We start from the raw sequence: 23,958 nt of genomic DNA, 5'->3' as shown, positions 1-23,958 counted from the left end.
ACAGAATCCAGTATACATCTGCAATAGATAATCCGACTTAACTTGTTTAATGTCAAAAAAAAGCGACGCTTTTCTTAACAATTGGGCGTAAGTGGTTGAAAATTGACCATTGCAAGTGGCTCTGTACCCTTCCAGTTGGGTAAAATACCCCTAAATGATGATTCACTTATGAGTGTATATGTACAATGTTTCCTGGTGAGAAAGTATGTGCTACAAAACGACTGATATGCAAGCCTTTATAGAAAAAAGTAAATATAATAACAGAGAATGTGGAGAGATATTAACGTGGTTCAAAAGGGAGGAAATATGATAAAGCCTGATGAATACTGGCGTGAGCGCCTAACGGACGACGAATTTGCTGTGTGCCGTGAACGTGGTACTGAAGCCCCATATAGCGGTAAGTTACTGCACAACCATAACACTGGTGTCTATAGCTGCACATGCTGTGAAAGCCCTTTGTTTCTGTCGGATAACAAATATGACTCAGGGTGCGGTTGGCCAAGCTTTGATGCTCCAGTGAATGATGAAGCAGTACGCTATATAGAAGATCTAAGTCACGGAATGAAGCGTGTGGAGATCCGTTGTACTGCATGTGATAGCCATTTAGGTCACGTTTTTCCTGATGGCCCACAGACAACAGGTGAGCGATTCTGTGTTAATTCTGTGTCGTTAATTTTCAACAAAAATGACAAAAGTACGAAATAACTTGTCACAATTGTTTAATCCTTACAGGTCGTACTTGTCGATTAAGGACTATTGAACAACCCAAGATTTCAGAATTAACTCTAGTACAAATAAAAACAGCTACCATGAAGTAGCTGTTTTTTTTGTGCATGAAGAAATCAAAACTAATAGTTCGGCACTATAGACGCGGTGTAAACGCCGTCTTCAATGGCTTCGACAATCTTTTCAGCATCATCATTGAATTGCTTGTATTGAGGTTTGTCGAAACGATACAGCACAGTGAGCTCAGCTTCAGAAGCAATGGGCACATCAAAGTCTTTGGCAACCATTGCCCACACATACGCTTTTTCCATATGACCAAGGCTGTGGTTGATACTGGCCATCGACTTGAAGATTTCAGTGTTGACGACCGAACCATTTGAAAGCGTTAACGCATTATTGAGTAGCTTAAGCGTTTTTGCATGATCGCGGGTGGTATAGAAGGTGGCTAAGGCATATTGCATTTCTGCCGTATTTAACACTTCTTTCCCTTCTAGTTGTAGGAAACTGCGTCTGGCGTTGGTGTCCCCGGTTTGTGACCACAAGAAGTAAAGCGTTTCCGGTGTATTGGATTGTGATAGTTCATCTACAATACGCTCAGACTCTTCGATGCTGTGCATTAAAGAAGTAAAGCGACGCTCTTGCAGCTTAGATTGATCAATCGTCTCGATCTGCGCCGCAAGCTCTAGGCACTTTTTGTACGCAGTGACTAACTTGAACTCTTTAATCTTATTGGCTTCGGAGGGCTGCTTCTGAACTTCAAATCGATGCCAGATGAGGTCGGTACGTGCGACGCGACATTGCCCATCGTTCATGTTCAATTCCTCACACTGCAGCCCCGGATTACTTTGACAGAGTTGATCGGTATTTTTATTTCCTTCAAGACACCCAACCAGAGTGAAAGGTAATAGGCTAATCGCCAACCGTTTCATCATTTTCATATTCCTTCACTTGTGATCGAATGCACTTATTATCGGTCAGGTTCTTGACTCAATTCTGTTACGGGTTATTTTCTGGTGAAAATTGTTAAAACTAAGGCTTTATCATGGATGCAGAACAACTTCTTAGCGCAATGACACCCGAGGTCTACGAACGTTTAACTTACGCCGTTGAGACGGGTAAATGGCCAGAAGGTACGGCGCTCTCTAAAGAACAGCGCGACTCTTGTATGCAAGCAGTTATGTTATATCAATCTAAACATAACTCCGAAGCTCAACATATGACAATTGCAGCTGGTGGTGATATTAGCTTTAAATCTAAGTCTGAGCTTAAGAAGCAATTTAAGTCAGACCAAGAAGATATTGTTAGGGTTAACCCGAATCATTAGGCTTAAATTACAACAAAGGGGCGGCACTGTGCCACCCCTTTAGCTGTTAAGCCGTTTATTTATAAGCAATAAAACGATTTAGTTCACGTTAAACGCCTGCGATACCCATGAAACGACTGGGTTAATGCGAAGGTTTTGGTTAAACCTATAGCTAAACCTAAACCTAAACCTAAACCTCTGAACCTATAGCTCTAAACCTCTAAACCTATAGCTGAACAAGCTTATAAACTCATCTCACCGCGCAACACTTGTTGCATTTGATCCTTCACTTGTTCGTAGCTTAAGTTTTGGCTCAACAGGTAATGTAACTTCGCCAGTGCCGCTTCTGGTGTCATATCGTAACCACTGATAACTCCAGATTCTGCTAGTGCACAACCCGTCGCGTAGCCACCCATATTGACTTTACCGGCCAAACACTGAGTTAGGTTCACTACAATCACACCTCGTTCTGATGCATCTTTTAAGTGCTGAAGTAGCTCTTGATTTTGTGGTGCGTTACCAACACCAAAAGTAAGCAAAATCATTGCGTTAACAGGCTGTAGTAGCGTGTTGCGAATCACCTCATGTGAGATACCTGGGTACATAGTGATTACGCCGATGGGTTGCGGAGTAATGTTATGAACCTTGAAAGCACCTTCAGGTTGCTCGTTTACCTTAACGTTATTGCTGATCTGGATATTGATACCCGCTTCTAGCAATGGGGTTAGGTTTGGAGAGGTAAACGCATTGAAGCCATCTGCGTGTGATTTTGTGCTGCGGTTACCGCGCATCAACTTGTTGTTGAAGAACAGTGTCACTTCGTTGATCGGGTAGTTCGCTGCAATGTGCAGAGCATTCAGCAGGTTTGCTTGTCCGTCTGAACGTAACTCTGCCAATGGGATCTGAGAGCCCGTAACAATCACAGGTTTGCCGAGGTTTTCCAGCATGAAAGACAGAGCAGAGGCGGTGTAAGCCATCGTGTCTGTACCGTGTAGGATAACGAAACCATCGTACTTATCGTAGTTCGCGCGAATATCATCAGCGATAGTCTGCCAATCAAGTGGCGTCATATCTGAAGAGTCCATTAATGGAGAGTATTCATGAATGGTGTACTCAGGCATTTCTGGGCGATGGAATTCAGGCATGCCAGCTAGCTGCTTATCCATAAAACCTGCGACTGGGACATAGCCGTGGTCCAAAGACTTCTGCATGCCAATTGTGCCGCCGGTATACGCGATATAGATGTGTTTTCTTTCCATGGCGTTTAATACTTAGTGTGATATAGGGAACAGGGGGGCGATTATAGCGAATTATCATGCAATAAAAAGAGGCGCCTCACACAGAGGCGCCTCTTGGTAACAAAGCGTTGAGCTTATCTTATTGAACTTGGCAGTTTAAGCAAAAAGCGTATCGGCCTTGTGGGTCGTTAAAGTTGCCTAACAGCTGGCTATCTTGAGCTAACTGCTGAGTAACAGGTTGTAAACTGCTTGGAATCATTGATTCGATATCAAAGCCTATCGACATCTGAACTTGATTCATAAACTCTTGAATAAATTGTTCAGTCGTTGAAAGTGGTTCTTCTACCCAGTAGATGTTGTAGGTTTCAAGCTCTGCAAGTGAAGCCGCTGCCGCAATCGCATCATCAAAATCACCAATTTCATCGACTAGACCTTTCTGGATTGCATCTTGGCCAGTCCATACTCGGCCTTGAGCGATCTGGTCGACAGCATCGACTTCCATGCCGCGATTCTCTCCAACTAGGCTGATGAATCGGCGGTAACCGTTTTCAATGCCCATTTGGAACGCATCTTTCGCGCCGTCGCTAAGCCCAGTCGTAATACCAAGACCAGAGAAAGGCGACGTACCAACGCCATCAGTGTAAACACCAATATCGTTCAACCCTTTTTCGAAAGTTGTGATAACACTAAAGATACCAATCGAACCAGTTAAGGTCGTTGGTTGAGCCAAGATCTTGTCCGCACCCATCGAGATCCAGTAACCACCCGAAGCGGCAAGGCTAGACATAGAGACAACAACCGGCTTGCCCGCTTGCTTGATCGCTTCTATTTCATTGCGAATCACTTCTGAAGCAAATGCGCTACCACCTGGGCTGTCTACACGAAGTACAACGGCTTTTACTTTGTCGTCGTTGCGCGCTTGGCGAAGTAGTGCTGCTGTGGTGTCACCACCAACGGTGCCACGTGGCTGCTTACCATCCATAATTGCGCCGCTAGCAACAATCACAGCAACATCGTGCGATTCACTGGTTAGGTCGGGAAGCATGGTTGTACGGTACTCGTAGTACCCAAACGCGTTATAGCTGTCTTGACCATCACTGCCGAAGACGTCAGCAAGCTCTAGTCGTACTTGCTGGCGAGTCGCCAGTTCGTCAACTAAACCAAGCTTCTCTGCCAGTTTTGCGATATCGCCATCAACCGACTCAAGGTCTTTTAAGAAAGAGTCCATGCTTGGATTCAGCGTTTTCGCGTCGATCTGACGGTTGTTGCTTACGTCATCAACGTATGCGCCCCACAGTTGACCTAACCAACGAGAAGCAGATTCTTTCGCTGCATCTGACATGTCGTCACGAATGAAAGGCTCGATAGCTGACTTATAGGTACCAACACGGAACACGTGCGTGTTGACGTCTAGCTTCTCTAATAACGTTTTGTAGTAAAGCGAATAGGCGCTGTAACCTTTAAGAAGAACCCCACCATCTGGTGATAGGAAGACTTTAGTTGCGTAGCTGGCTAGGTAGTATTGGCTTTGGTTGTAAAAGTCACCCACCGCATAAATTGGTTTGCCTGTTGCTTTGAACTCGTTGAGTGCTTTAGCAATGTAGCGAAGCTTGGTCAGATTGGTTTCTGGCAGTTCTTTGAGTGCTAAAACGATACCAGTAACGTTGTCATCGTCTTTGGCGTAGCGAATCGTTTCAACAATATCAAACAGGACGTTCTCTTTCGGAAGGTCTTTGCCAAGCAGTGAACCTGTGACCGAATCCATCGGGTTGATATAGCGACTTTGCTCCACGATAGGACCAGACAAGTTAAGTACTAAAGCCGATTCCTGTGGAACAGTGGGCTGAGCTGTGTCTGAGTGGAAGTATACAAAGTAGATGATGGCGATACTGAGTAAAAAGAAGAGGTTAACGAGCGCAAGACGCACAAACGTGATGAGCTTCCAAATCCCTTTAAAGATCATACCTATAAATTTGAATATCTTTTTCATTATGTCTCCGCAGTGAGATCACGTGGCTTTAACAAGCAACAGTACTATTAATCTCAATAATATGAACTGCTTAGTATCCTACGATAATTCCCTAGCTCAAACTACACCAAGAATTGTTAATCGATATATATTCTCATTAAGTGTAGACAAATTAAGGGTTTCTGAACGATTAATACCTTCAGCATTATGATCGGTGTTACAAAAATGTAAACGGTTGTTTGAACTTTTGGTGATTGAGTTATATTGTGGTCAGACCACAAGGATATAATAATAGAAGTGATGTCTGCCATGTACCCACATTTACTCGAACCACTCGATCTTGGATTTACTCAGTTACGTAACCGTGTATTGATGGGATCAATGCACACGGGTTTAGAAGAAAATAAAGAAGGCCTCCACAAGCTTGCCGCGTTTTATGAAGAGCGAGCAAAAGGAGGCGTTGGCCTTATTGTTACCGGTGGTTTCTCTCCTAATTTACGTGGCAGATTGACCCCATTTAGTGCTGAGTTCAGTAAAGTTAAGCACGCAAAAGCTCACCAAGTTGTTACCGAGGCCGTGCATAAGCATGGCGGTAAAATTGCCCTTCAGTTGCTACATGCTGGCCGCTATGCAATGCACCCATTCGCGCAAAGTGCTTCGGGCATCAAAGCGCCAATCGCTAAGTTTGCACCGAGTGAGATGAGCCCTCGTCAAATTAAAAAGACCATCGGTGCTTTTGCCAACAGTGCAGAGCTAGCTCAGGTTGCTGGCTATGACGGCATTGAGATCATGGGCTCTGAAGGCTACTTGATTAACCAATTTATCTGTAAGCGTACCAACATGCGTTATGACGAATGGGGCGGTTCTTATGAGAAGCGCATGCGTTTCCCATTAGAGATCGTTAAATCGATTCGCGAAGCGGTGGGTAAAGATTTCATCATTATTTTCCGCTTATCGATGCTGGATTTGGTTGAGCAAGGCAGTACGTTCGAAGATGTTGTACTTCTAGCTCAGAAGCTAGAAGAAGCGGGCGTGACCATTATTAATACCGGCATTGGTTGGCATGAAGCTCGTGTTCCGACTATCGCGACACAAGTTCCAAGAGGGGCATTCTCTTGGGTGACGGAAAAAGTAAAACCATATGTGTCGATCCCAGTGGTGACATGTAACCGAATCAACACGCCAGAAGAGGCCGAACGTATCCTCAGTTCAGGACAGGCCGACATGGTATCAATGGCTCGTCCATTCTTGGCTGACCCTGATTTCGTTAATAAAGCCGCTCAAGACCAAGCTCAGTTCATTAACACCTGTATCGGTTGTAACCAAGCGTGTCTTGATAACGTATTCAAAGGCAAACGAGCGAGCTGCTTGGTGAACCCTCGCGCTTGTTACGAAACTGAAATTGTTGTGCAACCAGCTCAAGCAACCAAAACCATTGCCGTCGTCGGTGCTGGGCCAGCAGGTTTAGCTTGTGCAACAACGTTGGCACAGCGTGGGCATAAGGTTGATCTGATAGAGAAAAATGACCGTATCGGCGGACAATTTAGATTGGCAATGCAGATTCCGGGTAAAGAAGAGTTCAGAGAAACGATTCGTTACTTTGCTAATCAAATCGACGCATCAGGCGTGAACTTAAAACTGGATACTGAAGCGACGTTTGAGATGTTGTTGAAGTACGATGAAGTCGTGATGGCTGCCGGTGTTGAGCCAAGAAAGCTTGATATTGAAGGGATTGACCAAGAAAACGTAATCGATTATCAAACCTTGATTCGTGAAAAGACACCAGTAGGCGAAAAAGTCGCGATTGTTGGTGCCGGTGGTATCGGTATTGATGTGGCAACTATGCTGACAGAGCCGACTTCTCACAGCTTGGATGACTGGCTGCATGAGTGGGGCATTGATAAGAATATGGAACACCCTGGTGGACTTTATCCTTACCCTGATTCGTTCAGTGACAAAACGGTTTGGGTGATGCAGCGTAAAGCGGGTCGTGTCGGTAAAGGTCCGGGTAAGACTACAGGTTGGATTCATAAACGCACATTAGAAAAACGTGGTGTGAACTTACTTGGTGGCGTGAGCTACAACAAGATTGACGACCAAGGTCTGCACATCAGCATTGGTAAGAAAGATCAGGTACTCGATGCCGATTCCGTTATCGTGTGTGCGGGTCAAGTTTCAGTTCGTCCATTCGAAGACATGTGGCAAGAGTTTGGTGGCAAACTGCACGTGATAGGCGGTGCCGATTACGCGGGTGAACTGGATGCCGTGCGTGCGATTCGACAAGGTGTTGAGCTGGCGATTAAGCTCTAACAACAAACAGAATGTTCTCGTTTGATAAGTTTGAATCAGAAAGTTCAATAAGCTGAACTAGACGGGTAACTAAGCTTGGACTAGACAGATAAATAAGGCTCCTAAGTCATAGATTTAGGAGCCTTTATTGTTTTCAGTATTGTTTGAACTATTGTGTCAATTGGACAGCCGTTGAGATTTATTATCGTTTGTATTCTGTGCTACAGTTCAACTATACAAACAATAAAAATTAGTAAGGACTTCAAATGGATGCTTTGGATCTATTGCTCAACAGACGCTCAATCGCAAAACTCTCTGATCCGGCACCTGAAGGTGTGGCGTTAGAAAATATCATTAAAGCGGGCTTACGTGCTCCAGACCACGGCGCATTGACACCATGGCGCTTTGTTATCGCACAAGGCTCAGGGTTACAGAAGCTCTCTGATATTTTGGTTCGTGCGGCACAAGCTGACGAGAGCGAAGAAGCGGTCATTGAGAAAGTTAAAAAAGCGCCGTTTCGAGCACCAATGGTTATCACTATCATCGCAAAGGTAACTGAGCACGAAAAAGTGCCCGCGTTCGAACAACACCTATCTGCGGGTTGCGCTGCACAAGCCATGCAAATGGCTGCCGTCGCTCAAGGTTTCCAAGGTTTTTGGCGCTCAGGTAAGTGGATGTTCCACCCGGAAGTTCACCAAGCTTTCGGCCTAGAAGGCGACGATGAAATCGTTGGTTTCCTATATTTGGGTACTCCGGGCTGTACGCCAATGAAAGCGCCAGAACGTGACTTCTCAAAGTTCGTCGAGTTCTTGTAAAGAAAGCTGAAGCTTGAATAGTGGAATGCTAACTGTATAAACAACCAGTTTTCCTTGATTTCTAGGGGCCACATTAGATAATGTGGCCCTAATTGTTTGTAGCATCTGGAAAAACATGTCTCGTCTTATCATTGCTGAAAAACCAAGCCTAGGCCGCGCCATTGCCGCCGCACTACCGAATCCACAGAAGAAAGACCAAGGGTTTATCAAATGTGGCAATGGGGATGTGGTGACTTGGTGTATTGGACACTTATTGGAGCAAGTTGAGCCGGACGCCTATGACGACCGTTATAAGAAGTGGAACCTAGCCGATCTCCCTATTGTGCCAGAGCAATGGCAGTTAAGACCGCGTAAGACGTCAAGTAAACAGCTTACGGTGATCCGAAAGCTATTGAAGGACGCGACCCAAATTGTCCATGCGGGTGACCCGGATAGAGAAGGGCAGCTGTTAGTCGATGAAGTGATCGACTACTGCAAGGTATCCAAGGCCAAGAAAGAGTCGATGGACAGGCTGCTGATCAGCGATTTGAACTTACCAGCGGTGAAGCGTGCGCTCTCTCAAATGCGCAGCAACCGCGACTTTATTCCACTGTCTATTTCTGCTTTAGCACGCTCTAGAGCCGATTGGCTGTATGGCATGAACATGACTCGCGCGTATACCTTGCTTGGTCAAAAGGCGGGTTACCAAGGCGTGTTGTCGGTAGGGCGAGTGCAAACACCAGTACTTGGTTTGGTTGTAAGACGTGATGAAGAAATCGAGAATTTCATTCCTAAAGATTACTTCACTCTGCACGCTTTGATCCCTTATCAAAACAACGGCCAGAGCTTTGATATTCGAGCGCGTTGGAAACCAAGCGAAGCATGTAAACCTTGGCAAGATGAAGAAGGCCGCGTGCTCAATCGAAAGCTGGTTGAGAACGTGGCTAACCGAATTGCGAATCAACCTGCAACGGTGACAGAATCAGAGCAAAAGCAAAGCAAACAAGCGGCACCGCTCCCTTATTCGCTGTCAGCTCTGCAGATTGATGCGTCCAAGCGTTTTGGAATGAGTGCTCAACAGGTACTCGACACTTGTCAGTCGTTGTACGAGAAACACAAACTCATCACTTACCCGCGTTCTGACAGCCGCTATCTACCTAAAGATCACTACTCACAAAGAGAGTCGGTCGTGGATGCTATCGCTAACAATGCGAAAGAGCTGCAAAGTGGTGCTCAAGGTGCGGATCTTTCTCTTAAATCCAAAGCATGGAACGACAGCAAGGTCGATGCTCACCACGCGATAATTCCTACTCCGAAAAAGTCATCGGTGAACGGCCTGTCTGCCAACGAGATGAAAATCTATCAGCAAATCGCTCGACAGTATCTAATGCAATTCTATCCACCTGCGGTTTTTGCCGATGCTAAGCTGGTTTTTGATATCGCTGGTGGCGTGTTCATAGCTAAAGGACGTCAGCTTATCCACCCGGGCTGGAAAGTGTTGATGGGGAAAACGGACACTGAAGAAAAAGGTGATGGTACGGATACGGTTCCTCCATTGGATAAAGGAACCGTGTTGACGTGTCGTGAAGGCGTGATTGGTGATAAGAAAACCGAACCACCAAAGCACTTCACGGAAGCGACCTTGCTACAAGCGATGACAGGTATCGCGCGCTTTGTTGCAAATAAAGACCTTAAAGCCATTTTGAAAGAGACCGATGGCCTTGGAACGGAAGCAACCCGAGCGGGTATTCTAGATACTTTGTTCAAGAGACAACTGTTAACGCGACAAGGTAAAAGCATCCATAGTAGCCCTGCAGGTAGAGGTTTGATTAATGCTTTACCTGAAGACTCGACCTTTCCCGACATGACAGCTCACTGGGAGCATCAGTTGCAAGGTATGGCTGAGCGAAACCAAGCGTATCAACCCTTCATGCAAGCGCTAGAAAGTAAGATCGATGGCTTAATGGGTAAGGTAAAAACAGGTGAAGTCCCTGAATCCCTGCGTCATCTTCCTAAAGTTGAAAGACCAGCATTCAAGCGCCGTAAAGGCGGTGGGACAAGGAAGAAGACTTACGCGAAGAAAGGCGCTAAAAGTTAATCAGTTAGAAACTGAAAGCTAACAACACCCATTATTGATATTGGGAATCAATATTAACGACCGACCTTGCGCCCACAACGTTTAAACAGCTGCTGCCAATAGTCTACATGGCGACGAGTTGATGATCGAAAGGCGTGATGCGCATCTTTGATGGGAAAGTAATAACTGTGCAAGTCAGGCTGCGCGTCAAACATACCAAGTTGCGGGGCTAACTGCTGATAGTAGCCATCTAATTGCGCCATGTACGGCTGAACTTTGCCTATATATTGCTGCTCGAACACATTGTTGATATAGCGAAACTTAGTCGTATCTCGTTGTTTACCACAGATGATATTGTCATCAAAAGTTGTCAGCTGTTTGGTGATGGTATCAAGTTCGGCTGAAGCTCGCGTGAGCGAGTAGTATAAATCCCCGAGCGTAGAGCTCTTTTCTAATACTTCTTGAACCTCAGTAGTCTTTCCCGAAACGAGCGGAACGTTTAACGCTTGATTGATATGTTCTAAGGCATCACTGGTTTGTCGTACTTGATCGCCGATATCAGCGTGTAACCACTGACTACCACGCATTTGTGACTGCATCGCATCGCTGGCATAGATTAGATTCCACTGGTGCCGCGGAAACTGTGCGAGCTTCTGCTGCTCGATTTCTCTGAGTAGTTCTACGACCTCAGGGTCTAATTCGCTACCGGATAAGCATCTCCCGACACCTGCAAGTAGGGCGACTTGATAATCGTAATTACGAAACTCATCCGCGACTTTCCCAAGAACCGAATTTCTTTCTGCAATCAGATTGAACAATCCACACTGACGAAGCTGGTAACTGTCGATTAAACCGATAGAAAGCGAGGGCACGTCAAGCAGCAGTTCTCGTTTTCTCGGTAGGCTTTCAAATTCCCGTTCCTCTTTTATCTCGTCAGCATCTTGTACTCTGGCTATCTTTGTTTGGTAGTCGTCGAATAAGTCTCCGGGGCCATCACTGAAACAGCCGGTTAGCATCACCGTCAGACAAAACAGTGTTGAGTGCTTAACTAGGTTTGAGAGAGGGCCATCATTCATCTGCGGGTTACCAGTCTATTTTGCTGCCATCGAAATTGAAGAAGTGACCACTTACTTCAGTATTCGCGGACTCGATGACTTTTATAAGCCCAGAAGCTGAGGTGTCGGTGTCGATCAGAGCATTAGGGCCGCCCATTTCAGTCTGTACCCAACCTGGATGCAGTGCTAACACCGTAACGCCGTTATCGGTTAAGTCGTTACTTAAGCTCTTCACAACGGAGTTTAGAGCGGCTTTGGAGGAGCGATAGATGTAGCCGCCTCCTGAGGTGTTCTCTGACATGCTACCGACTCTGGAAGACAGGCAGGCGATCTTTTTGACGTCACTACTTTCTATAAGAGGTAATAGAGTCTCGACAAGCTTTAATGGCGCAATGGTGTTGACTTCGAATACACGGCGCCACTCTTCGACATCGGTATTACCCAGACCATAACCTTTAGGACCATAGTAGCCAGCGTTGTTGATCAAGATATCAATCGACTCTATTTGCGAAGTGAGGTGGCTCACCGCTTGGTAATCGGTTATCTCTAATTGAATGCAGGTCAGGTTGCTATTGTGGTCTGCGAGAGAGAGCAGTTCTTTTGCTGAATTGGCATCACGATAAGTCGCGTACACCTTATGGCTACCTTCCAAGTATTGTTGAGTCAGGCTTAAGCCAATCCCGCGATTTGCTCCAGTAATGAAAATAACGCTCATGGTGATTCCTTTTTAGTTCAATTAGTTAAGTTTGATGGCTTAACACGAGAAAATCAACGCTCCACCAACTGGCCATTAGCATTCCTATAAAAATCATTACTGCTGCTACTGAGCCGCAGATCACCCCAAAGATGAGTATTAGGTTTTTCATTGCTGTCTCTTTTTAAAGCTAAGATAATGATAATTATTATCATCAATTAAGGTTGTCGCCTAGGCTGAGACTGTTATGATTTTGAGAAAGATACGCAATTAACCTGATTATGATTCCTTTAATTTACCACCCAATCTATTCGCAGTTACCTTTACCAGAAGGTCACCGTTACCCGATTAACAAATATCAGTTGTTACACAGTGCTGTTGAAGCGTTAATGGGTAGCGATCCACAATGGGGTAATGCATTCGAAATGTTCCAGCCAACGCCAGTTTCAGTTGAGCAAGTAAAACAAGTACACGATAGCGAATATGTCGATTTGCTTGTGTCTGGTAATTTGCCTGCAGCAAAGATGAGACGCATCGGTTTCCCGTGGAGCGAACAACTTATCGAAAGAACACTCTACTCAAGTGGTGGAACCTGCTTGGCCGCTGAAATGGCAATAGAGAGTGGTTTAGCGATTCATTTGAGTGGTGGTTATCATCATGCGCATCATGATTTTGGCAGTGGCTTTTGTTTGTTGAACGATTTGGTGTTAGCGGCAAAACACGCGCTGACCTTTGAGCATATCGGTAAAGTGCTTATCGTCGACAGCGATGTTCATCATGGTGATGGCACAGCGACTCTTTGCCAAGAGAATGACGACATCATTACTTTGTCGTTCCACTGCGACAAAAACTTCCCTGCACGAAAACCGCTGTCTGATTTAGATGTGCCGTTAAGTCGTGAAACAGAGGATGAAGAGTTCTTACGTTGTTTTGAACAAGTCACTAAGTTAGCGATTGCTCACCATCAACCTGATCTGATTATTTATGATGCGGGGATCGATATCCATCAAGACGATGAATTGGGTTACTTGAATGTTTCGACAAAAGGGATATTTGAACGCGACTGTTTGATGACTGAATTAGCGAAATCAGAGTCTATTCCGATGGCATGCGTAGTCGGTGGCGGGTACCGAACTCAGCACCAAGATCTGGTTCCAATTCACATGCAGTTATTGAAGGCCGTATTTGCTGTTAGCAGTTGAGCGGTGAGCTTGTGTGATCTCCAGATACAAAAAAGCCGCTGATTTCTCAGCGGCTTTCTTTAATGTGGTGGAGGGATAGGGATTTGAACCCTAGAACCGCTATTAACGGTTGCCGGTTTTCAAGACCGGTGCTTTCGACCACTCAGCCATCCCTCCAATGGCGCGAATAATATAGGGGTGTGATTCGCTTGTAAATACCCTTATCAACTGACTGCTTTTTTTATGAACAAGTTTGTGCATTTTTATATGGTTAGAGTGAAAATACATCGAAAAATGTTCCTGATCGTTTCGACTTAAGGGATTAGGTATCGTTTGAGGAAGGAAAATGGAGAAATGATAGAATACAACTGATGTGAGGAACGTAATTAGGACCGAAGCCTTAGCTTTTGGTGTGTAGCCACCATTCCTCATTAGGGTTAACTTGCCTTTGCTGCCTATAAGATTCATAATGAATGCATCTTATAGAGTGAAATATCCCACCATGCATATCACACGTTACACTGATTACTCCCTACGAGTGCTGATCTATTTAGCGATCAACAACCAATCTCTTAGCACCATCGGCGACATTGCTAACAGCTATGGTATTTCTAAAAACCACTTAATGAAGATCGTTCAGCAACTCAACCTCAAAGGACATCTGATCGCCACAAGAGGAAAAAATGGTGGTTTGAAACTCAGTTGCCATCCAAGTCAGATCAACATAGGTACGTTAGTTCGAGAGTTAGAAGACAAACGTAACTTGGTTGAATGTTTTGGCGAGGATAATAGCTGTGTCATTACACCAAATTGCCAATTGAAAACTATCTTTGCTGAAGCTCAAGAGTGTTTTTACAAAAGCTTAGATGCTTATAGCTTGCAAGATCTCCTTGGCGAAGGGCACAGCTACAAGCTAGGGCAACTCTTGGCGGTTGAAGTTATTTAAAAGTAAGCAAGTTTTGTTTACTCACTAGGTTTACGATGATGAAAGATTTAAATCAAAACCCCAACAATGGCGTTTCAATGACGGCATTTTTTGAACTCGCGTTTCGACCATTTTTTTTGTTTGCATCACTTTTTAGTATTGCAGCGTTAGTCGGGTGGGCCGCGTTTTGGAATGGCAGCGCAACCTTAAATGTTTATGGTGGCGCAATGTGGTGGCATATTCATGAAATGTTGTTTGGCTTTGCAGCCACTGTCGTGGTTGGTTTTTTACTGACGGCCGTACAAAATTGGACGGGTGTCCGCAGCATTAACGGACGCGGGTTAATGATACTTCTGGCTATCTGGTTGTGTGCAAGAATAGCCATGTTCCTGCCTGAAGTTCTAAGCCCTTGGCTGGTAGCTGGACTCGATTTACTGTTTTTACCTATCGCTGTAATTTATCTTGCTCACAATATTGTCAGTGTGAAGCTTTGGCGAAACTTGTTGTTCGTCCCCATTTTATTGCTAATGACTTTTGCCAATGCCGCAATGCACTATGGCGTTTTATTTCAGCAGCCACTCTTAATTTCACAAGCTAGCACAAGCATGGTGCTGTTGGTGACCCTAGTCATGTGCATTATGGGTGGGCGAGTTTTTCCTATGTTTACCGCTAATGGCACACAGACACCACGAACCCCTGCATTACCATGGCTTGAAAAGCTGAGCATCGTGAGCACGATTTTCGCCGTTGTGTTGAGCTCTCAGATACTTCCAGTTCCACAAAGTCTCGTTGCTTTCGTGTTTATTGTCAGTGGCTTGGCAAATGCGGTTAGGGCGGTAAGGTGGAAAATATGGGTCGCTTTTAAGACTCCTCTTGTGTGGTCTTTACACTTAAGCTACTGGGCCATTTCGTTAGGATTGGTCTTGTATGGCGTTTCAATCATTTCGTCATTGGTCACGCAATCACAAGCGATTCATGCCTTAACCGTTGGTGGAATGGGAGTGATGATCTTATCAATGATCTCACGTGTCTCTCTTGGACATACAGGTCGAGCTATTGCGATTGGTAAAATAATGACTGCGGCGTTAATCGCCATTGTTTTTGCCTTTATTGTTCGAGTGTTTGGTGGATACTTTACCCATAATATTGTCTCTATCATCACCTTATCCAGTGCTTTGTGGGTTGTCGCGTACAGTTGTTTCGTTGTGTTGTACTTACCAATTTTAATAAAACCAAAAGCTTAAATTACTACAAATTGCGAATGTTCAATATTGACGACTTTAAAGTTGCATTTAAAATGCATCTTTAATATTATGTCTGCAGTGAATGACTTAAATACAATCAAAGAGAGAATGATTATGAGCTGTTGTGGCGGATGTGGTGGTTCAAACCACGAAGAAAAAGCAAAAGAAGCTGAACAAAAGAAGCAAGCAGAGCAGCAAGAAACTAAGCAAGAAAACGCTTAATTAAAGTAGCGCTCAAGCCAAATTTAGAAATCCAGAGACATAGATGAAGCCTCTGGATTTTTTTATTTGATTACCTGTATTGTTCAAAAGTATGTTTGATTGGGAATAGGTATATTGTGTCTGATGTGACCTTGTATGATGACCTATTTTTCGCCATCGTATAAATTCTCGAAATATATGAGTGCATGAATCAACGCTTAGATGACATTCATTGCTTAACTGCTTCTTACAATAAATTGAACCATACTTTTTACACCAATATCGTCTCGTAACTGACAACGGGCTTTGTTGCTTCCTCACCGAATTAAACAACAAAATCTGCCATCTCCAATATTTAGGCGAATATCGTCATCTAGAAAATCAATCATCATAAATTATCTTAGCTCATTTCTTGATACTCACTCGAACTTGATAACTTTACCTCTCCTGTTATTCAGAACTCATAAAATAATGCTCATGTGACATAAAGTAATTATAAATAATTATTACTAAGCAATTGTTTGTTAATGTTTTTATTGAGGTTTTATAGGTATTTTATGGTTGTATTATGATTTACATTTCCTGCTTACTTAAACTTCTCCTCATCAACACAGGGCGATAGGCTGATTTGGGTAACCTTGCTCGCTTAATTACGTAGAGGTACTGCCTCTTTTGTAGTTCGTGTTTTGTGATGAGAAGAATGATGAACCCTCATGAGGTTTCATTCATTGGTTCTCGATCGTCATTATTAAATAGATTAATTGGAAATAAGCATGAAAAAAAATAAGGTTGTAGCTGTAGTTAATACACACGCAGAAGCGGAAGAAGCGATAACAACTTTAGTCAACAGTGGCTTTGATGTAAATCATATGTCTATTGTTGGCAAAGGGTTAGAAAAAGAAGAACACGCTACTGGCTTTTATAACATGCGTGATCGAGTGAAAACCTGGGGTAAATCTGGCGCATTATGGGGCGGGATATGGGGTGCATTATTGGGATCTGGAATGTTTTGGGTTCCAACGTTTGGTGCACTGCTTGTTGCTGGACCTTTAGTGTCAGCATTTGTAGGAGCTATCGAGGGTGCTGCGATTACGGGTGGCTTTAGTGCTCTAGGTGGTGCATTGGTCAGCGTGGGGATACCGAAAGATAGTGTAGTCAAATATGAAACGGCGGTTAAGATGGACAAGTTTTTGATCGTTTTAGACCTTGATGAAGGAGAGGCTGCTGTAGCTAAAGATATCCTGAGTCATCACTCTGTTGATGTTCACGAAGAGCAATGATTGCATAAAGCATTGTTTTAATTAGATAAGTAGAGTGAAGTTTGATTTTAAGAAATCAAACTTAAAATTTGCACAAGAAATCTTATGCAAATTAATAAGGGTATTATTATGAGTAAAATTATTGGCATCGATTTAGGTACAACTAACTCTTGTGTTTCTGTATTAGATGGAGAGACCCCTCGTATTATCGAGAATGCAGAGGGCGAACGCACAACAGCATCTGTTGTAGGGTATACCGATGGTGAGACATTGGTTGGTCAACCAGCAAAGCGTCAAGCTGTAACCAATCCTGAAAACACATTGTTTGCAATTAAGCGTCTGATTGGACGTCGCTTCAAAGATAAAGAAGTGCAGCGTGATATTGAAATTATGCCTTATAAAATCGTAGAAGCGGAGAATGGTGATGCGTGGGTTGAAGCAAAAGGTCAATCAATGTCTGCATCTCAAGTTTCAGCTGAAATTCTAAAGAAAATGAAGAAATCAGCGGAAGACTTCCTTGGTGAGACGGTTACTGGCGCGGTTATTACAGTCCCTGCCTATTTTAACGATGCACAGCGTCAAGCAACAAAAGATGCAGGTCGTATCGCTGGTTTAGAAGTTAAGCGTATTATTAACGAGCCAACAGCAGCTGCACTAGCGTACGGTCTTGATAAAAACGAAGGTGACCGCACTGTTGCAGTTTATGACTTGGGCGGTGGTACATTTGATATTTCAATCATTGAGATTGATGAAGCTGATGGTGAAAAAACCTTCGAAGTGCTTGCGACAAATGGTGACACTCATCTAGGTGGTGAAGACTTCGATAACAGAATGATTAATTACTTGGTTAATGAATTCAAAAAACAACAGGGTATTGATCTTAAGAATGATCCTTTAGCCATGCAGCGTGTAAAAGAAGCGGCTGAAAAAGCAAAGATTGAATTGTCTTCAACTCAGCAAACAGATGTGAATCTTCCTTATGTTACTGCAGATGCTTCAGGGCCTAAACATATGAACGTAAAAGTAACACGTTCTAAATTGGAATCACTTGTTGATGACCTTGTACAACGTTCTTTAGAACCATTGAAAGTTGCTTTGGCAGATGCTGAACTTTCTATAACTGATATTGATGATGTCATTTTGGTGGGCGGTCAAACACGCATGCCGATGGTGCAAAAAAAGGTAACAGAATTCTTCGGCAAAGAGCCACGCAAAGATGTTAACCCTGATGAAGCAGTTGCTATGGGTGCAGCTGTACAAGGTGGCATACTTGTAGGTGATGTTAAAGATGTATTGTTACTCGACGTTACGCCACTATCCCTAGGTATAGAAACCATGGGCGGAGTGATGACCAAACTAGTAGAGAAAAATACAACAATTCCAACAAAAGCGAATCAAATATTCTCTACAGCGGAAGATAACCAAAGCGCTGTGACGATTCATGTCTTACAAGGCGAGCGTAAACAAGCTGGGTTAAATCAATCTTTAGGACAATTTAACCTAGAAGGTATTCAATCTGGACCTCGTGGTTTACCTCAAATTGAAGTGACCTTTGATTTGAATGCTGATGGCATTTTAAATGTGTCTGCAACAGATAAGCTTACGGGCAAAGAGCAAAAAATCACTATTCAAGCCTCTGGTGGTTTGAGTGATGTTGAGATTGAGAAAATGGTTCAAGAAGCAGAAGTAAATAAAGAAGCGGATAAAAAGTTCGAAGATTTAGTTGTTGCTCGAAACCAAGCGGACCAATTAATTCATGCTACTCGCAAGCAATTAGAAGAAGTAGGCTCAAGCCTGGCTGCTGATGATAAACATCAGATAGAAACAGCGATATCAGAACTTGAAAATGCATGTACTTTGGATGACAAAGAAGCTATTGATAGCAAAACGCAAGCCCTTGCTACTGCAGTGAAAACGTTAACAGAACATACTCAACAACAAGTACAATCAAATGCGAATGACGCACAGTCAAACGTAGATGATGATGTAGTTGAAGCTGACTTTGAAGAAATGAAATAACAAGGAGCTCAACTGTGAACTTACTTTAAGAAACAGTTGAGCACTTCATTTTGGAAGAATACCATTGCAGTATTATTTAGCGCGTTAGAGGTCACTCGAGCGCCCTTTTTTCGTTTATTTAGTGAGAAAAAGAGCATGTCCAAAAGAGATTATTATGAAGTGTTAGGTGTCTCTAAGGCTTCCTCGAAAACAGAAATCAAGAAAGCTTATAAGAAACTCGCCATGAAATATCATCCGGATAAAAATCCAGATGATGCGCGTGCAGAAGAAAGCTTTAAAGAAGTTAAAGAAGCATACGAGATTTTAACCAACGCAGAAAAACGTCAAGAGTACGATAGGTTTGGTCATGCTGCGTTTGACAACAGCGGTTCTGGTCAGCGCCAACAACACTCTGCCCAGGGTGGCTTTGAAGATATGTTTAGTGGTGGGTTCCGACAACAAAATCAAGGTTTTGGCGGTGGTGGCTTCGGTGGTTTTGAAGATATCTTTTCACAAGCAAGAGGCGGTGGTCGCGCGCGCCCTAGAAAAGGGCAAGATCTTGAGTTCAATCTGACCGTTGATTTTGTTGATGCGGTAAAAGGGACTGACAAAATCGTTGACCTGCCAATGAATGGGCAGCAAAAGAAGATTAACGTTAAGATACCTGCTGGGATAAAAGACGGAGAAAAAATCCGCTTTTCTGGAAAAGGTGGACTTAGTGCTAACGGTGGACCCGCGGGTGATTTGTTAATCGTCATAAAAACGCGCCCCCACCCAGTATTAAAAAGAGAAGAAAACAATCTAATCTGTACTAGCCATATTGATATAGTAACTGCGGCACTCGGTGGCGAAGTTGAAGTCAAGGTCTTCGATAATAAATTTAAACTTAAAATGCCCGCAGGCACACAGAGCGGACGCAAATTTAAAGTTTCAGGTAGAGGCGTTACTGACCGTAAAGGTGTTACCGGCGATTTATTAGTCAGCATTCACGTAGATACACCGACCCAATTAACGGACCAGCAAAAAGAACTTTTAGAGCAGTTCAAAGAAACACTTTAATCACCTTAAACGTTTGCCTTTGAAGATACAGAAACTCCCCACTTCAAATTAATGGAGTCAACAATACTCGAACGTGTAAATCGTATTAAAGGTGCACCGAAATCAAGGTGTAACCTACATCTGAGAGTGTTTGTCACAATCCTATAAAATAGGCAGATATCGACTTACAGTTAGAGCACTAGATCGTTAGGTTCGGATAGATTGGATTAAAGCAAAAATCGAGTTTGTTAAAGTAAACAGACACTGGAATGATTCAGCCGAGAACTGGCCACTCGGTCCTAGATCAAAGTCGTTTAGCTGGATGTCCTGAATTGATGGTACGGATCACAAAGCTCTGAATAAGCTTGCTGGACTTGGTATGCCTGAAACTTGCCTCGTTGATTAAAAAACACAGAACTGGGCAGTTCCGTTTCTAAACTTAATTGTGCAACAACGTTCTAGGGATTGTGAAAGATCAGATCTTAGGCGCGATTGATTATACGCTAGATGCAAAAAAGCCGCTGATTTCTCAGCGGCTTTCTTTAAAGTGGTGGAGGGATAGGGATTTGAACCCTAGAACCGCTATTAACGGTTGCCGGTTTTCAAGACCGGTGCTTTCGACCACTCAGCCATCCCTCCATTGGCGTGAATAATATAAGGGGGAGACTGCCTTGTAAACCCTTAATTATCATAATCTTGTTTGGTTGCTTGTTTTCTAGTCATTAGCGGCAATAAAAAAGGGAAGCCATTAGCTTCCCTTTTCTGTTTGGTGACTATTTAGTCATTTTTTGTGTAGAAACGCTGTAGCTCAGTCAGGCCTTGCATCAACACAGGTAAGCGAGGGCTTACATCTTTCAGGCGCTTGTAATTCTGGTCGTACAATTTGTAGTTACCAAATTTATCTAACACCGTGGTTTGCTGGTCGGTAACAAGGGCAAGTTCACGTGAGTCACCCGCGAGAATCCACTTTCTTTTGCGCTCATTAAACAGGCTGCGACCGCTACTGAAATCTGTTGGGTTTGAAGATACGCCCAATAGCTCTTGCATCAACGTTACGGACACGTCTAAATGACTAGAACGGTGAGTGTATTCAGAAGCAGCCTTACCAGGCCAGCTGATAAACAGTGGCACTTGTAACTGATAACGACTGTAATTGGAGTTTGCGCCCCAGCTGTTGGTCTTAGTTTCGTTAAACTCGCTACCGTGATTAGAAGTAATGATAACCACCGTGTTGTCGGTTAGCTCTAAGCGTTCCAGTTCAGCGTAGATTGTTGCTAGCTGAGCATCGGCTGCTTGAGCAGACTTTTGATAGTCTGCAGCAAAACGTTCTGCTGTCGTTAACGTTGAGTCTGACTCTGAACTTGAATCGTAGCTAGAGAAGTTATCCAGCGTGGTCAGCTCAATGAAGTTAAACCAAGGACGTTTAGCTTGTGGTGATTGAATCCAGTTAGACCAAGCTTGTATCGCGCTTTTGTCATCATAAGTTGCTTGCTCTGGCATAATATCACGGCCTCGGAAGATGATTTCCGAGTAAAGTGCATCGTCAAAGTTGTCGCCACTGAAAGCCGCAAACTTATAATTGTGATTATCTAATACATCTAACAGTACTGCACTTGAACCCTGAGCTTCGATGCTGCTTGCGTAGCTGCTTGGAAGGCCATAGAACAAACCGAAGATACCAAACATGTCGTTACTTGAACTGTAGTGATTGGTGAAGTTGATCGATTGTTGTGAGTATGCGTAGCTGTTTGGCATCGCTGTGGCATTGAGTGCATCAGAGCGAAGGTTGTTTACACTCACCATCAGGATATTAAGATCATCACTGCGGCGGTTGTATTGAATTTTTTCGAGCGGGTAGCTAACTAAGTTTACGTTCTCTTTGTTGGCTTCTAAACGCTGTAGATACTCTTCACGGTCTAACAGACCATGTTTTTCCATAAAGCTTTTCGCTGTCATTGGGTATGACAGTGGGAAGTTCGCTTTCTGGCTAGTAATTGGGTTGTAGAAATACGCATCAGCCCACATGTAGGTCAAGTGGCTGCTGATAAAACACAAGAAGAAGACGGCAGTAATCGGACGGCCAATGTGTTTATGAGACAGTTTACGTTGCTTACGCCAAACCCACTCAGACAGACCTAGCTGTAATAAGAAGATAAGTGGCATAACAATGAAGAGGTGTTGCAAATCAGATGTGAATGCAGACTCCTCTCCACTGAATAAAACCTCCCACACGACAGGTGTCAGGTGGAGGTTTATATTTTGATACGTTTGGGTATCAATCAGTAGGACAGTTAAACCTATGGTTGCAAAGCAAACGGCAACCAAACGTAATAACTTCCTCGACGGAAGAATAAAAGTGAGCGGAAACAGCACTAATAGATAAAGCGCGAATACTAAAAATCCGAAATGACCAACCCAAGATGCAGCCAAATAAAATTGACCCAATAGGGTTTCTGGCCAAGCAGATTGAGTAATATAACGAGTACCAATCAACATCGCAGCAATGATGTTGAAAAATGCAAACCAGTGACCCCAACCAACAAGTCGAGATACGCGATCGCTATATGAGTTTGCGCTGTCTACCATTTATAATTCTTTTATCCGTCAATCAAATTTAGTGAGACTTTTTATCTTCAAGAGAAGAGATTAAAGCTTCGGCAAATTTTTCAGCAATTCCTTTGCGTTGTGAAGCAGCAACATTCTGATTTAAGACATTGGTTGCGATATTTCCAGCGATCATCAGTGAAAGTTCTGGTGAAGCTTTGTGCTTAGTGAGTACAGCACCTACTTCAGCTAGGATTTTTTCAACTTGATCATCTGTGTATTTAGATATAATCGGCATAAGGACTCTAATAATGATAGTAAAAGCGGCTTATGATAACCTACTATGCACGACAACTGAAACCTGAACGGTAATATTTTCACTATGAGCCTTCACCTTTCCAACGTAATTTTACACCAGCTGAGCAAGAACGATCAGGATGAGCTGATTGTTAACTATCGTGCTGAATCTCTAGAGAACGATGCTTCATCTGAAAGCCTAGTTGCTGAACTTCACCGTGTTTTTAATTCAAAAGCAGGCAAAGGGTTTGGTTCTTTCAAATCCGACAGCGAATTCCAGCAGTCGTTGCATGAATTTCGAGCGGGAGAGCAAAGTTTCTATGATTTCTCTCAAAAAAGTGCGCTACGTCTAAAAGATGAGTTATCGAAGTACCCATTTGCTGACGAAGGCACTTTGGTACTCGCTGAATACCAATCACTGGCGACAGACTACCTTTTCATCGGTTTACTGCCTTCGAACCAAAGTTTGAAAGTGACTGAAGGGCTAGACATCAGTGCGACTGATTACCTTGATATCTCAAAGATGGATATTGTGGCGCGCCTTGATCTTTCAACATACGACACAGACAAAGAGTCAAACCGTTACTTAACTTACATTAAAGGACGTGTTGGCCGTAAAGTCGCGGATTTCTTCTTAGATTTCTTACAAGCTGAAGTCGGTTTGGATGCGAAACAGCAAAACCAAGTACTGATGCAAGCGGTAGAAGATTTCGTTTCAGACTCTAAGTTAGAAAAAGAAGAAGCGATCAGCTATAAAAAGCAGGTTGCGGATTACTGTAACGAACAGCTAAAAGCGGGCGATGAAGTTCAAGTTCGTGAACTTTCTGGAGAACTGCCAGCAAGCACTGATGGTACAAGCTTCTTTGACTATACTAGTGAGCAAGGCTACGAGTTAGAAGACAGTTTCCCTGCTGATCGCGCAACTATGCGTAAACTAACAAAATTTGTTGGTGCTGGTGGCGGTTTGAATGTTAGTTTTGATAGTCTGCTTCTAGGCGAACGTATCTTTTACGATCCGGAGACAGACACGCTAACGATTAAAGGCACACCGCCTAACTTACGTGACCAACTGACTCGCAATAAGTCATAGTCCGAAGTTAACGAGTAAAAGCGGCAGCAATATGTT

19 protein-coding genes and 2 tRNA genes are annotated in these 23,958 nt (G+C 43.6%); 12 read left to right on the top strand and 9 right to left on the bottom strand.

Annotated features, from left to right (window positions below; genetic code table 11):
* Positions 1-267: 267 nt before the first annotated feature.
* Positions 268-705 (top strand): peptide-methionine (R)-S-oxide reductase MsrB, encoded by a 438-nt coding sequence (gene msrB, locus L3V36_RS14245; RefSeq protein WP_017079511.1) that lies wholly within the window; start codon positions 268-270, stop codon positions 703-705.
* Between the two features lie 143 nt (positions 706-848).
* Here the strand turns inward: msrB and L3V36_RS14240 are convergent, their stop codons facing one another.
* Positions 849-1,655 carry a DUF2989 domain-containing protein gene (locus tag L3V36_RS14240; protein ID WP_208775008.1) on the bottom strand — a complete coding sequence of 269 codons (807 nt, stop codon included), beginning with the start codon at positions 1,653-1,655 and terminating at the stop codon, positions 849-851.
* A 113-nt stretch (positions 1,656-1,768) separates the two neighbouring features.
* Between L3V36_RS14240 and L3V36_RS14235 the strand changes: the two genes are divergently transcribed.
* Complete coding sequence (locus tag L3V36_RS14235) at positions 1,769-2,050, top strand: DUF1315 family protein (RefSeq protein ID WP_004734093.1); 282 nt, start codon at positions 1,769-1,771, stop codon at positions 2,048-2,050.
* Between the two features lie 221 nt (positions 2,051-2,271).
* On the opposite strand, the gene ansA is transcribed toward L3V36_RS14235, so the two are convergent.
* Together ansA and sppA are read right to left on the bottom strand one after the other, a co-directional pair.
* Complete coding sequence (ansA, locus tag L3V36_RS14230; RefSeq protein ID WP_017084059.1) at positions 2,272-3,288, bottom strand: asparaginase; 1,017 nt, start codon at positions 3,286-3,288, stop codon at positions 2,272-2,274.
* 118 nt (positions 3,289-3,406) lie between these two features.
* Positions 3,407-5,257, bottom strand: a complete 1,851-nt coding sequence (sppA, locus tag L3V36_RS14225) for a signal peptide peptidase SppA (RefSeq protein ID WP_208774996.1) — start codon at positions 5,255-5,257, stop codon at positions 3,407-3,409.
* Positions 5,258-5,536: 279 nt separating this feature from the next.
* Between sppA and L3V36_RS14220 the strand changes: the two genes are divergently transcribed.
* The 3 genes from L3V36_RS14220 to L3V36_RS14210 all read left to right on the top strand — a co-directional run bounded on the left by L3V36_RS14220 (position 5,537) and on the right by L3V36_RS14210 (position 10,417).
* On the top strand, positions 5,537-7,546 hold the full coding sequence (locus L3V36_RS14220) for an NADPH-dependent 2,4-dienoyl-CoA reductase (protein WP_208775009.1): 2,010 nt from the start codon (positions 5,537-5,539) through the stop codon (positions 7,544-7,546).
* Between the two features lie 245 nt (positions 7,547-7,791).
* Positions 7,792-8,340 (top strand): NAD(P)H nitroreductase, encoded by a 549-nt coding sequence (locus L3V36_RS14215; protein ID WP_004734087.1) that lies wholly within the window; start codon positions 7,792-7,794, stop codon positions 8,338-8,340.
* A gap of 115 nt (positions 8,341-8,455) precedes the next feature.
* Positions 8,456-10,417 (top strand): DNA topoisomerase III, encoded by a 1,962-nt coding sequence (locus tag L3V36_RS14210; protein WP_208774997.1) that lies wholly within the window; start codon positions 8,456-8,458, stop codon positions 10,415-10,417.
* 53 nt (positions 10,418-10,470) lie between these two features.
* On the opposite strand, the gene L3V36_RS14205 is transcribed toward L3V36_RS14210, so the two are convergent.
* A complete protein-coding gene (locus L3V36_RS14205; protein ID WP_208774999.1) occupies positions 10,471-11,472 on the bottom strand; it encodes a DUF3080 domain-containing protein in 1,002 nt (333 codons plus the stop codon).
* A 7-nt stretch (positions 11,473-11,479) separates the two neighbouring features.
* Positions 11,480-12,166 carry an SDR family oxidoreductase gene (locus L3V36_RS14200; RefSeq protein WP_102449318.1) on the bottom strand — a complete coding sequence of 229 codons (687 nt, stop codon included), beginning with the start codon at positions 12,164-12,166 and terminating at the stop codon, positions 11,480-11,482.
* A 260-nt stretch (positions 12,167-12,426) separates the two neighbouring features.
* On the opposite strand from L3V36_RS14200, the gene L3V36_RS14195 reads away from it, so the two are divergent.
* Complete coding sequence (locus tag L3V36_RS14195; RefSeq protein WP_208775000.1) at positions 12,427-13,347, top strand: histone deacetylase; 921 nt, start codon at positions 12,427-12,429, stop codon at positions 13,345-13,347.
* A gap of 65 nt (positions 13,348-13,412) precedes the next feature.
* Here L3V36_RS14195 and L3V36_RS14190 read toward each other — a convergent pair.
* Positions 13,413-13,503: transfer RNA gene (locus tag L3V36_RS14190), tRNA-Ser, on the bottom strand.
* A 325-nt stretch (positions 13,504-13,828) separates the two neighbouring features.
* On the opposite strand from L3V36_RS14190, the gene L3V36_RS14185 reads away from it, so the two are divergent.
* The 5 genes from L3V36_RS14185 (at position 13,829) to L3V36_RS14165 (ending at position 20,012) form a co-directional block, all read left to right on the top strand.
* Entirely contained in the window at positions 13,829-14,272 is a 444-nt protein-coding gene (locus tag L3V36_RS14185; protein ID WP_004734067.1) for an Rrf2 family transcriptional regulator, read from the top strand.
* Between the two features lie 38 nt (positions 14,273-14,310).
* A complete protein-coding gene (locus L3V36_RS14180; protein ID WP_208775011.1) occupies positions 14,311-15,495 on the top strand; it encodes an NnrS family protein in 1,185 nt (394 codons plus the stop codon).
* A 974-nt stretch (positions 15,496-16,469) separates the two neighbouring features.
* Complete coding sequence (locus L3V36_RS14175) at positions 16,470-16,976, top strand: general stress protein (protein ID WP_017084050.1); 507 nt, start codon at positions 16,470-16,472, stop codon at positions 16,974-16,976.
* 108 nt (positions 16,977-17,084) lie between these two features.
* Positions 17,085-18,974 carry a molecular chaperone DnaK gene (gene dnaK, locus L3V36_RS14170; protein WP_102448198.1) on the top strand — a complete coding sequence of 630 codons (1,890 nt, stop codon included), beginning with the start codon at positions 17,085-17,087 and terminating at the stop codon, positions 18,972-18,974.
* Between the two features lie 135 nt (positions 18,975-19,109).
* Positions 19,110-20,012 (top strand): DnaJ C-terminal domain-containing protein, encoded by a 903-nt coding sequence (locus L3V36_RS14165; RefSeq protein ID WP_102448190.1) that lies wholly within the window; start codon positions 19,110-19,112, stop codon positions 20,010-20,012.
* Between the two features lie 527 nt (positions 20,013-20,539).
* Here L3V36_RS14165 and L3V36_RS14160 read toward each other — a convergent pair.
* The 3 genes from L3V36_RS14160 to L3V36_RS14150 all read right to left on the bottom strand — a co-directional run bounded on the left by L3V36_RS14160 (position 20,540) and on the right by L3V36_RS14150 (position 22,833).
* Positions 20,540-20,630: transfer RNA gene (locus L3V36_RS14160), tRNA-Ser, on the bottom strand.
* Positions 20,631-20,768: 138 nt separating this feature from the next.
* Positions 20,769-22,577, bottom strand: coding sequence for a DUF3413 domain-containing protein (locus L3V36_RS14155; RefSeq protein ID WP_102448191.1), 1,809 nt, complete (start codon positions 22,575-22,577; stop codon positions 20,769-20,771).
* Between the two features lie 28 nt (positions 22,578-22,605).
* The gene (locus tag L3V36_RS14150) at positions 22,606-22,833 is read right to left on the bottom strand and encodes a YejL family protein (protein WP_004734063.1); all 228 of its coding nucleotides are present in this window, start codon (positions 22,831-22,833) and stop codon (positions 22,606-22,608) included.
* A gap of 84 nt (positions 22,834-22,917) precedes the next feature.
* Here L3V36_RS14150 and yejK point away from each other — a divergent pair, with 84 nt between their 5' ends.
* Entirely contained in the window at positions 22,918-23,922 is a 1,005-nt protein-coding gene (gene yejK / locus L3V36_RS14145) for a nucleoid-associated protein YejK (protein ID WP_017079528.1), read from the top strand.
* Positions 23,923-23,958 lie beyond the last annotated feature (36 nt).

The organism is Vibrio sp. G-C-1 (assembly GCF_021728015.1).
GTDB lineage: Bacteria > Pseudomonadota > Gammaproteobacteria > Enterobacterales > Vibrionaceae > Vibrio > Vibrio splendidus.
Note: the sequence above shows the minus strand (reverse complement) of the source record. Positions and strands in the feature narration are given on the sequence as shown.

What these genes read in the sequence shown, in the direction of transcription:
- L3V36_RS14150 (WP_004734063.1), bottom strand. Translation starts at nt 22,833, where the DNA reads ATGCCGATTATATCTAAATACACAGATGATCAAGTTGAAAAAATCCTA.
- yejK (WP_017079528.1), top strand. Translation starts at nt 22,918, where the DNA reads ATGAGCCTTCACCTTTCCAACGTAATTTTACACCAGCTGAGCAAGAAC.
- L3V36_RS14235 (WP_004734093.1), top strand. Translation starts at nt 1,769, where the DNA reads ATGGATGCAGAACAACTTCTTAGCGCAATGACACCCGAGGTCTACGAA.
- L3V36_RS14210 (WP_208774997.1), top strand. Translation starts at nt 8,456, where the DNA reads ATGTCTCGTCTTATCATTGCTGAAAAACCAAGCCTAGGCCGCGCCATT.
- L3V36_RS14220 (WP_208775009.1), top strand. Translation starts at nt 5,537, where the DNA reads ATGTCTGCCATGTACCCACATTTACTCGAACCACTCGATCTTGGATTT.
- L3V36_RS14240 (WP_208775008.1), bottom strand. Translation starts at nt 1,655, where the DNA reads ATGAAACGGTTGGCGATTAGCCTATTACCTTTCACTCTGGTTGGGTGT.
- msrB (WP_017079511.1), top strand. Translation starts at nt 268, where the DNA reads ATGTGGAGAGATATTAACGTGGTTCAAAAGGGAGGAAATATGATAAAG.
- L3V36_RS14155 (WP_102448191.1), bottom strand. Translation starts at nt 22,577, where the DNA reads ATGGTAGACAGCGCAAACTCATATAGCGATCGCGTATCTCGACTTGTT.
- L3V36_RS14195 (WP_208775000.1), top strand. Translation starts at nt 12,427, where the DNA reads ATGATTCCTTTAATTTACCACCCAATCTATTCGCAGTTACCTTTACCA.
- L3V36_RS14185 (WP_004734067.1), top strand. Translation starts at nt 13,829, where the DNA reads ATGCATATCACACGTTACACTGATTACTCCCTACGAGTGCTGATCTAT.
- L3V36_RS14200 (WP_102449318.1), bottom strand. Translation starts at nt 12,166, where the DNA reads ATGAGCGTTATTTTCATTACTGGAGCAAATCGCGGGATTGGCTTAAGC.
- ansA (WP_017084059.1), bottom strand. Translation starts at nt 3,288, where the DNA reads ATGGAAAGAAAACACATCTATATCGCGTATACCGGCGGCACAATTGGC.
- L3V36_RS14180 (WP_208775011.1), top strand. Translation starts at nt 14,311, where the DNA reads ATGAAAGATTTAAATCAAAACCCCAACAATGGCGTTTCAATGACGGCA.
- dnaK (WP_102448198.1), top strand. Translation starts at nt 17,085, where the DNA reads ATGAGTAAAATTATTGGCATCGATTTAGGTACAACTAACTCTTGTGTT.
- sppA (WP_208774996.1), bottom strand. Translation starts at nt 5,257, where the DNA reads ATGAAAAAGATATTCAAATTTATAGGTATGATCTTTAAAGGGATTTGG.
- L3V36_RS14165 (WP_102448190.1), top strand. Translation starts at nt 19,110, where the DNA reads ATGTCCAAAAGAGATTATTATGAAGTGTTAGGTGTCTCTAAGGCTTCC.
- L3V36_RS14205 (WP_208774999.1), bottom strand. Translation starts at nt 11,472, where the DNA reads ATGAATGATGGCCCTCTCTCAAACCTAGTTAAGCACTCAACACTGTTT.
- L3V36_RS14175 (WP_017084050.1), top strand. Translation starts at nt 16,470, where the DNA reads ATGAAAAAAAATAAGGTTGTAGCTGTAGTTAATACACACGCAGAAGCG.
- L3V36_RS14215 (WP_004734087.1), top strand. Translation starts at nt 7,792, where the DNA reads ATGGATGCTTTGGATCTATTGCTCAACAGACGCTCAATCGCAAAACTC.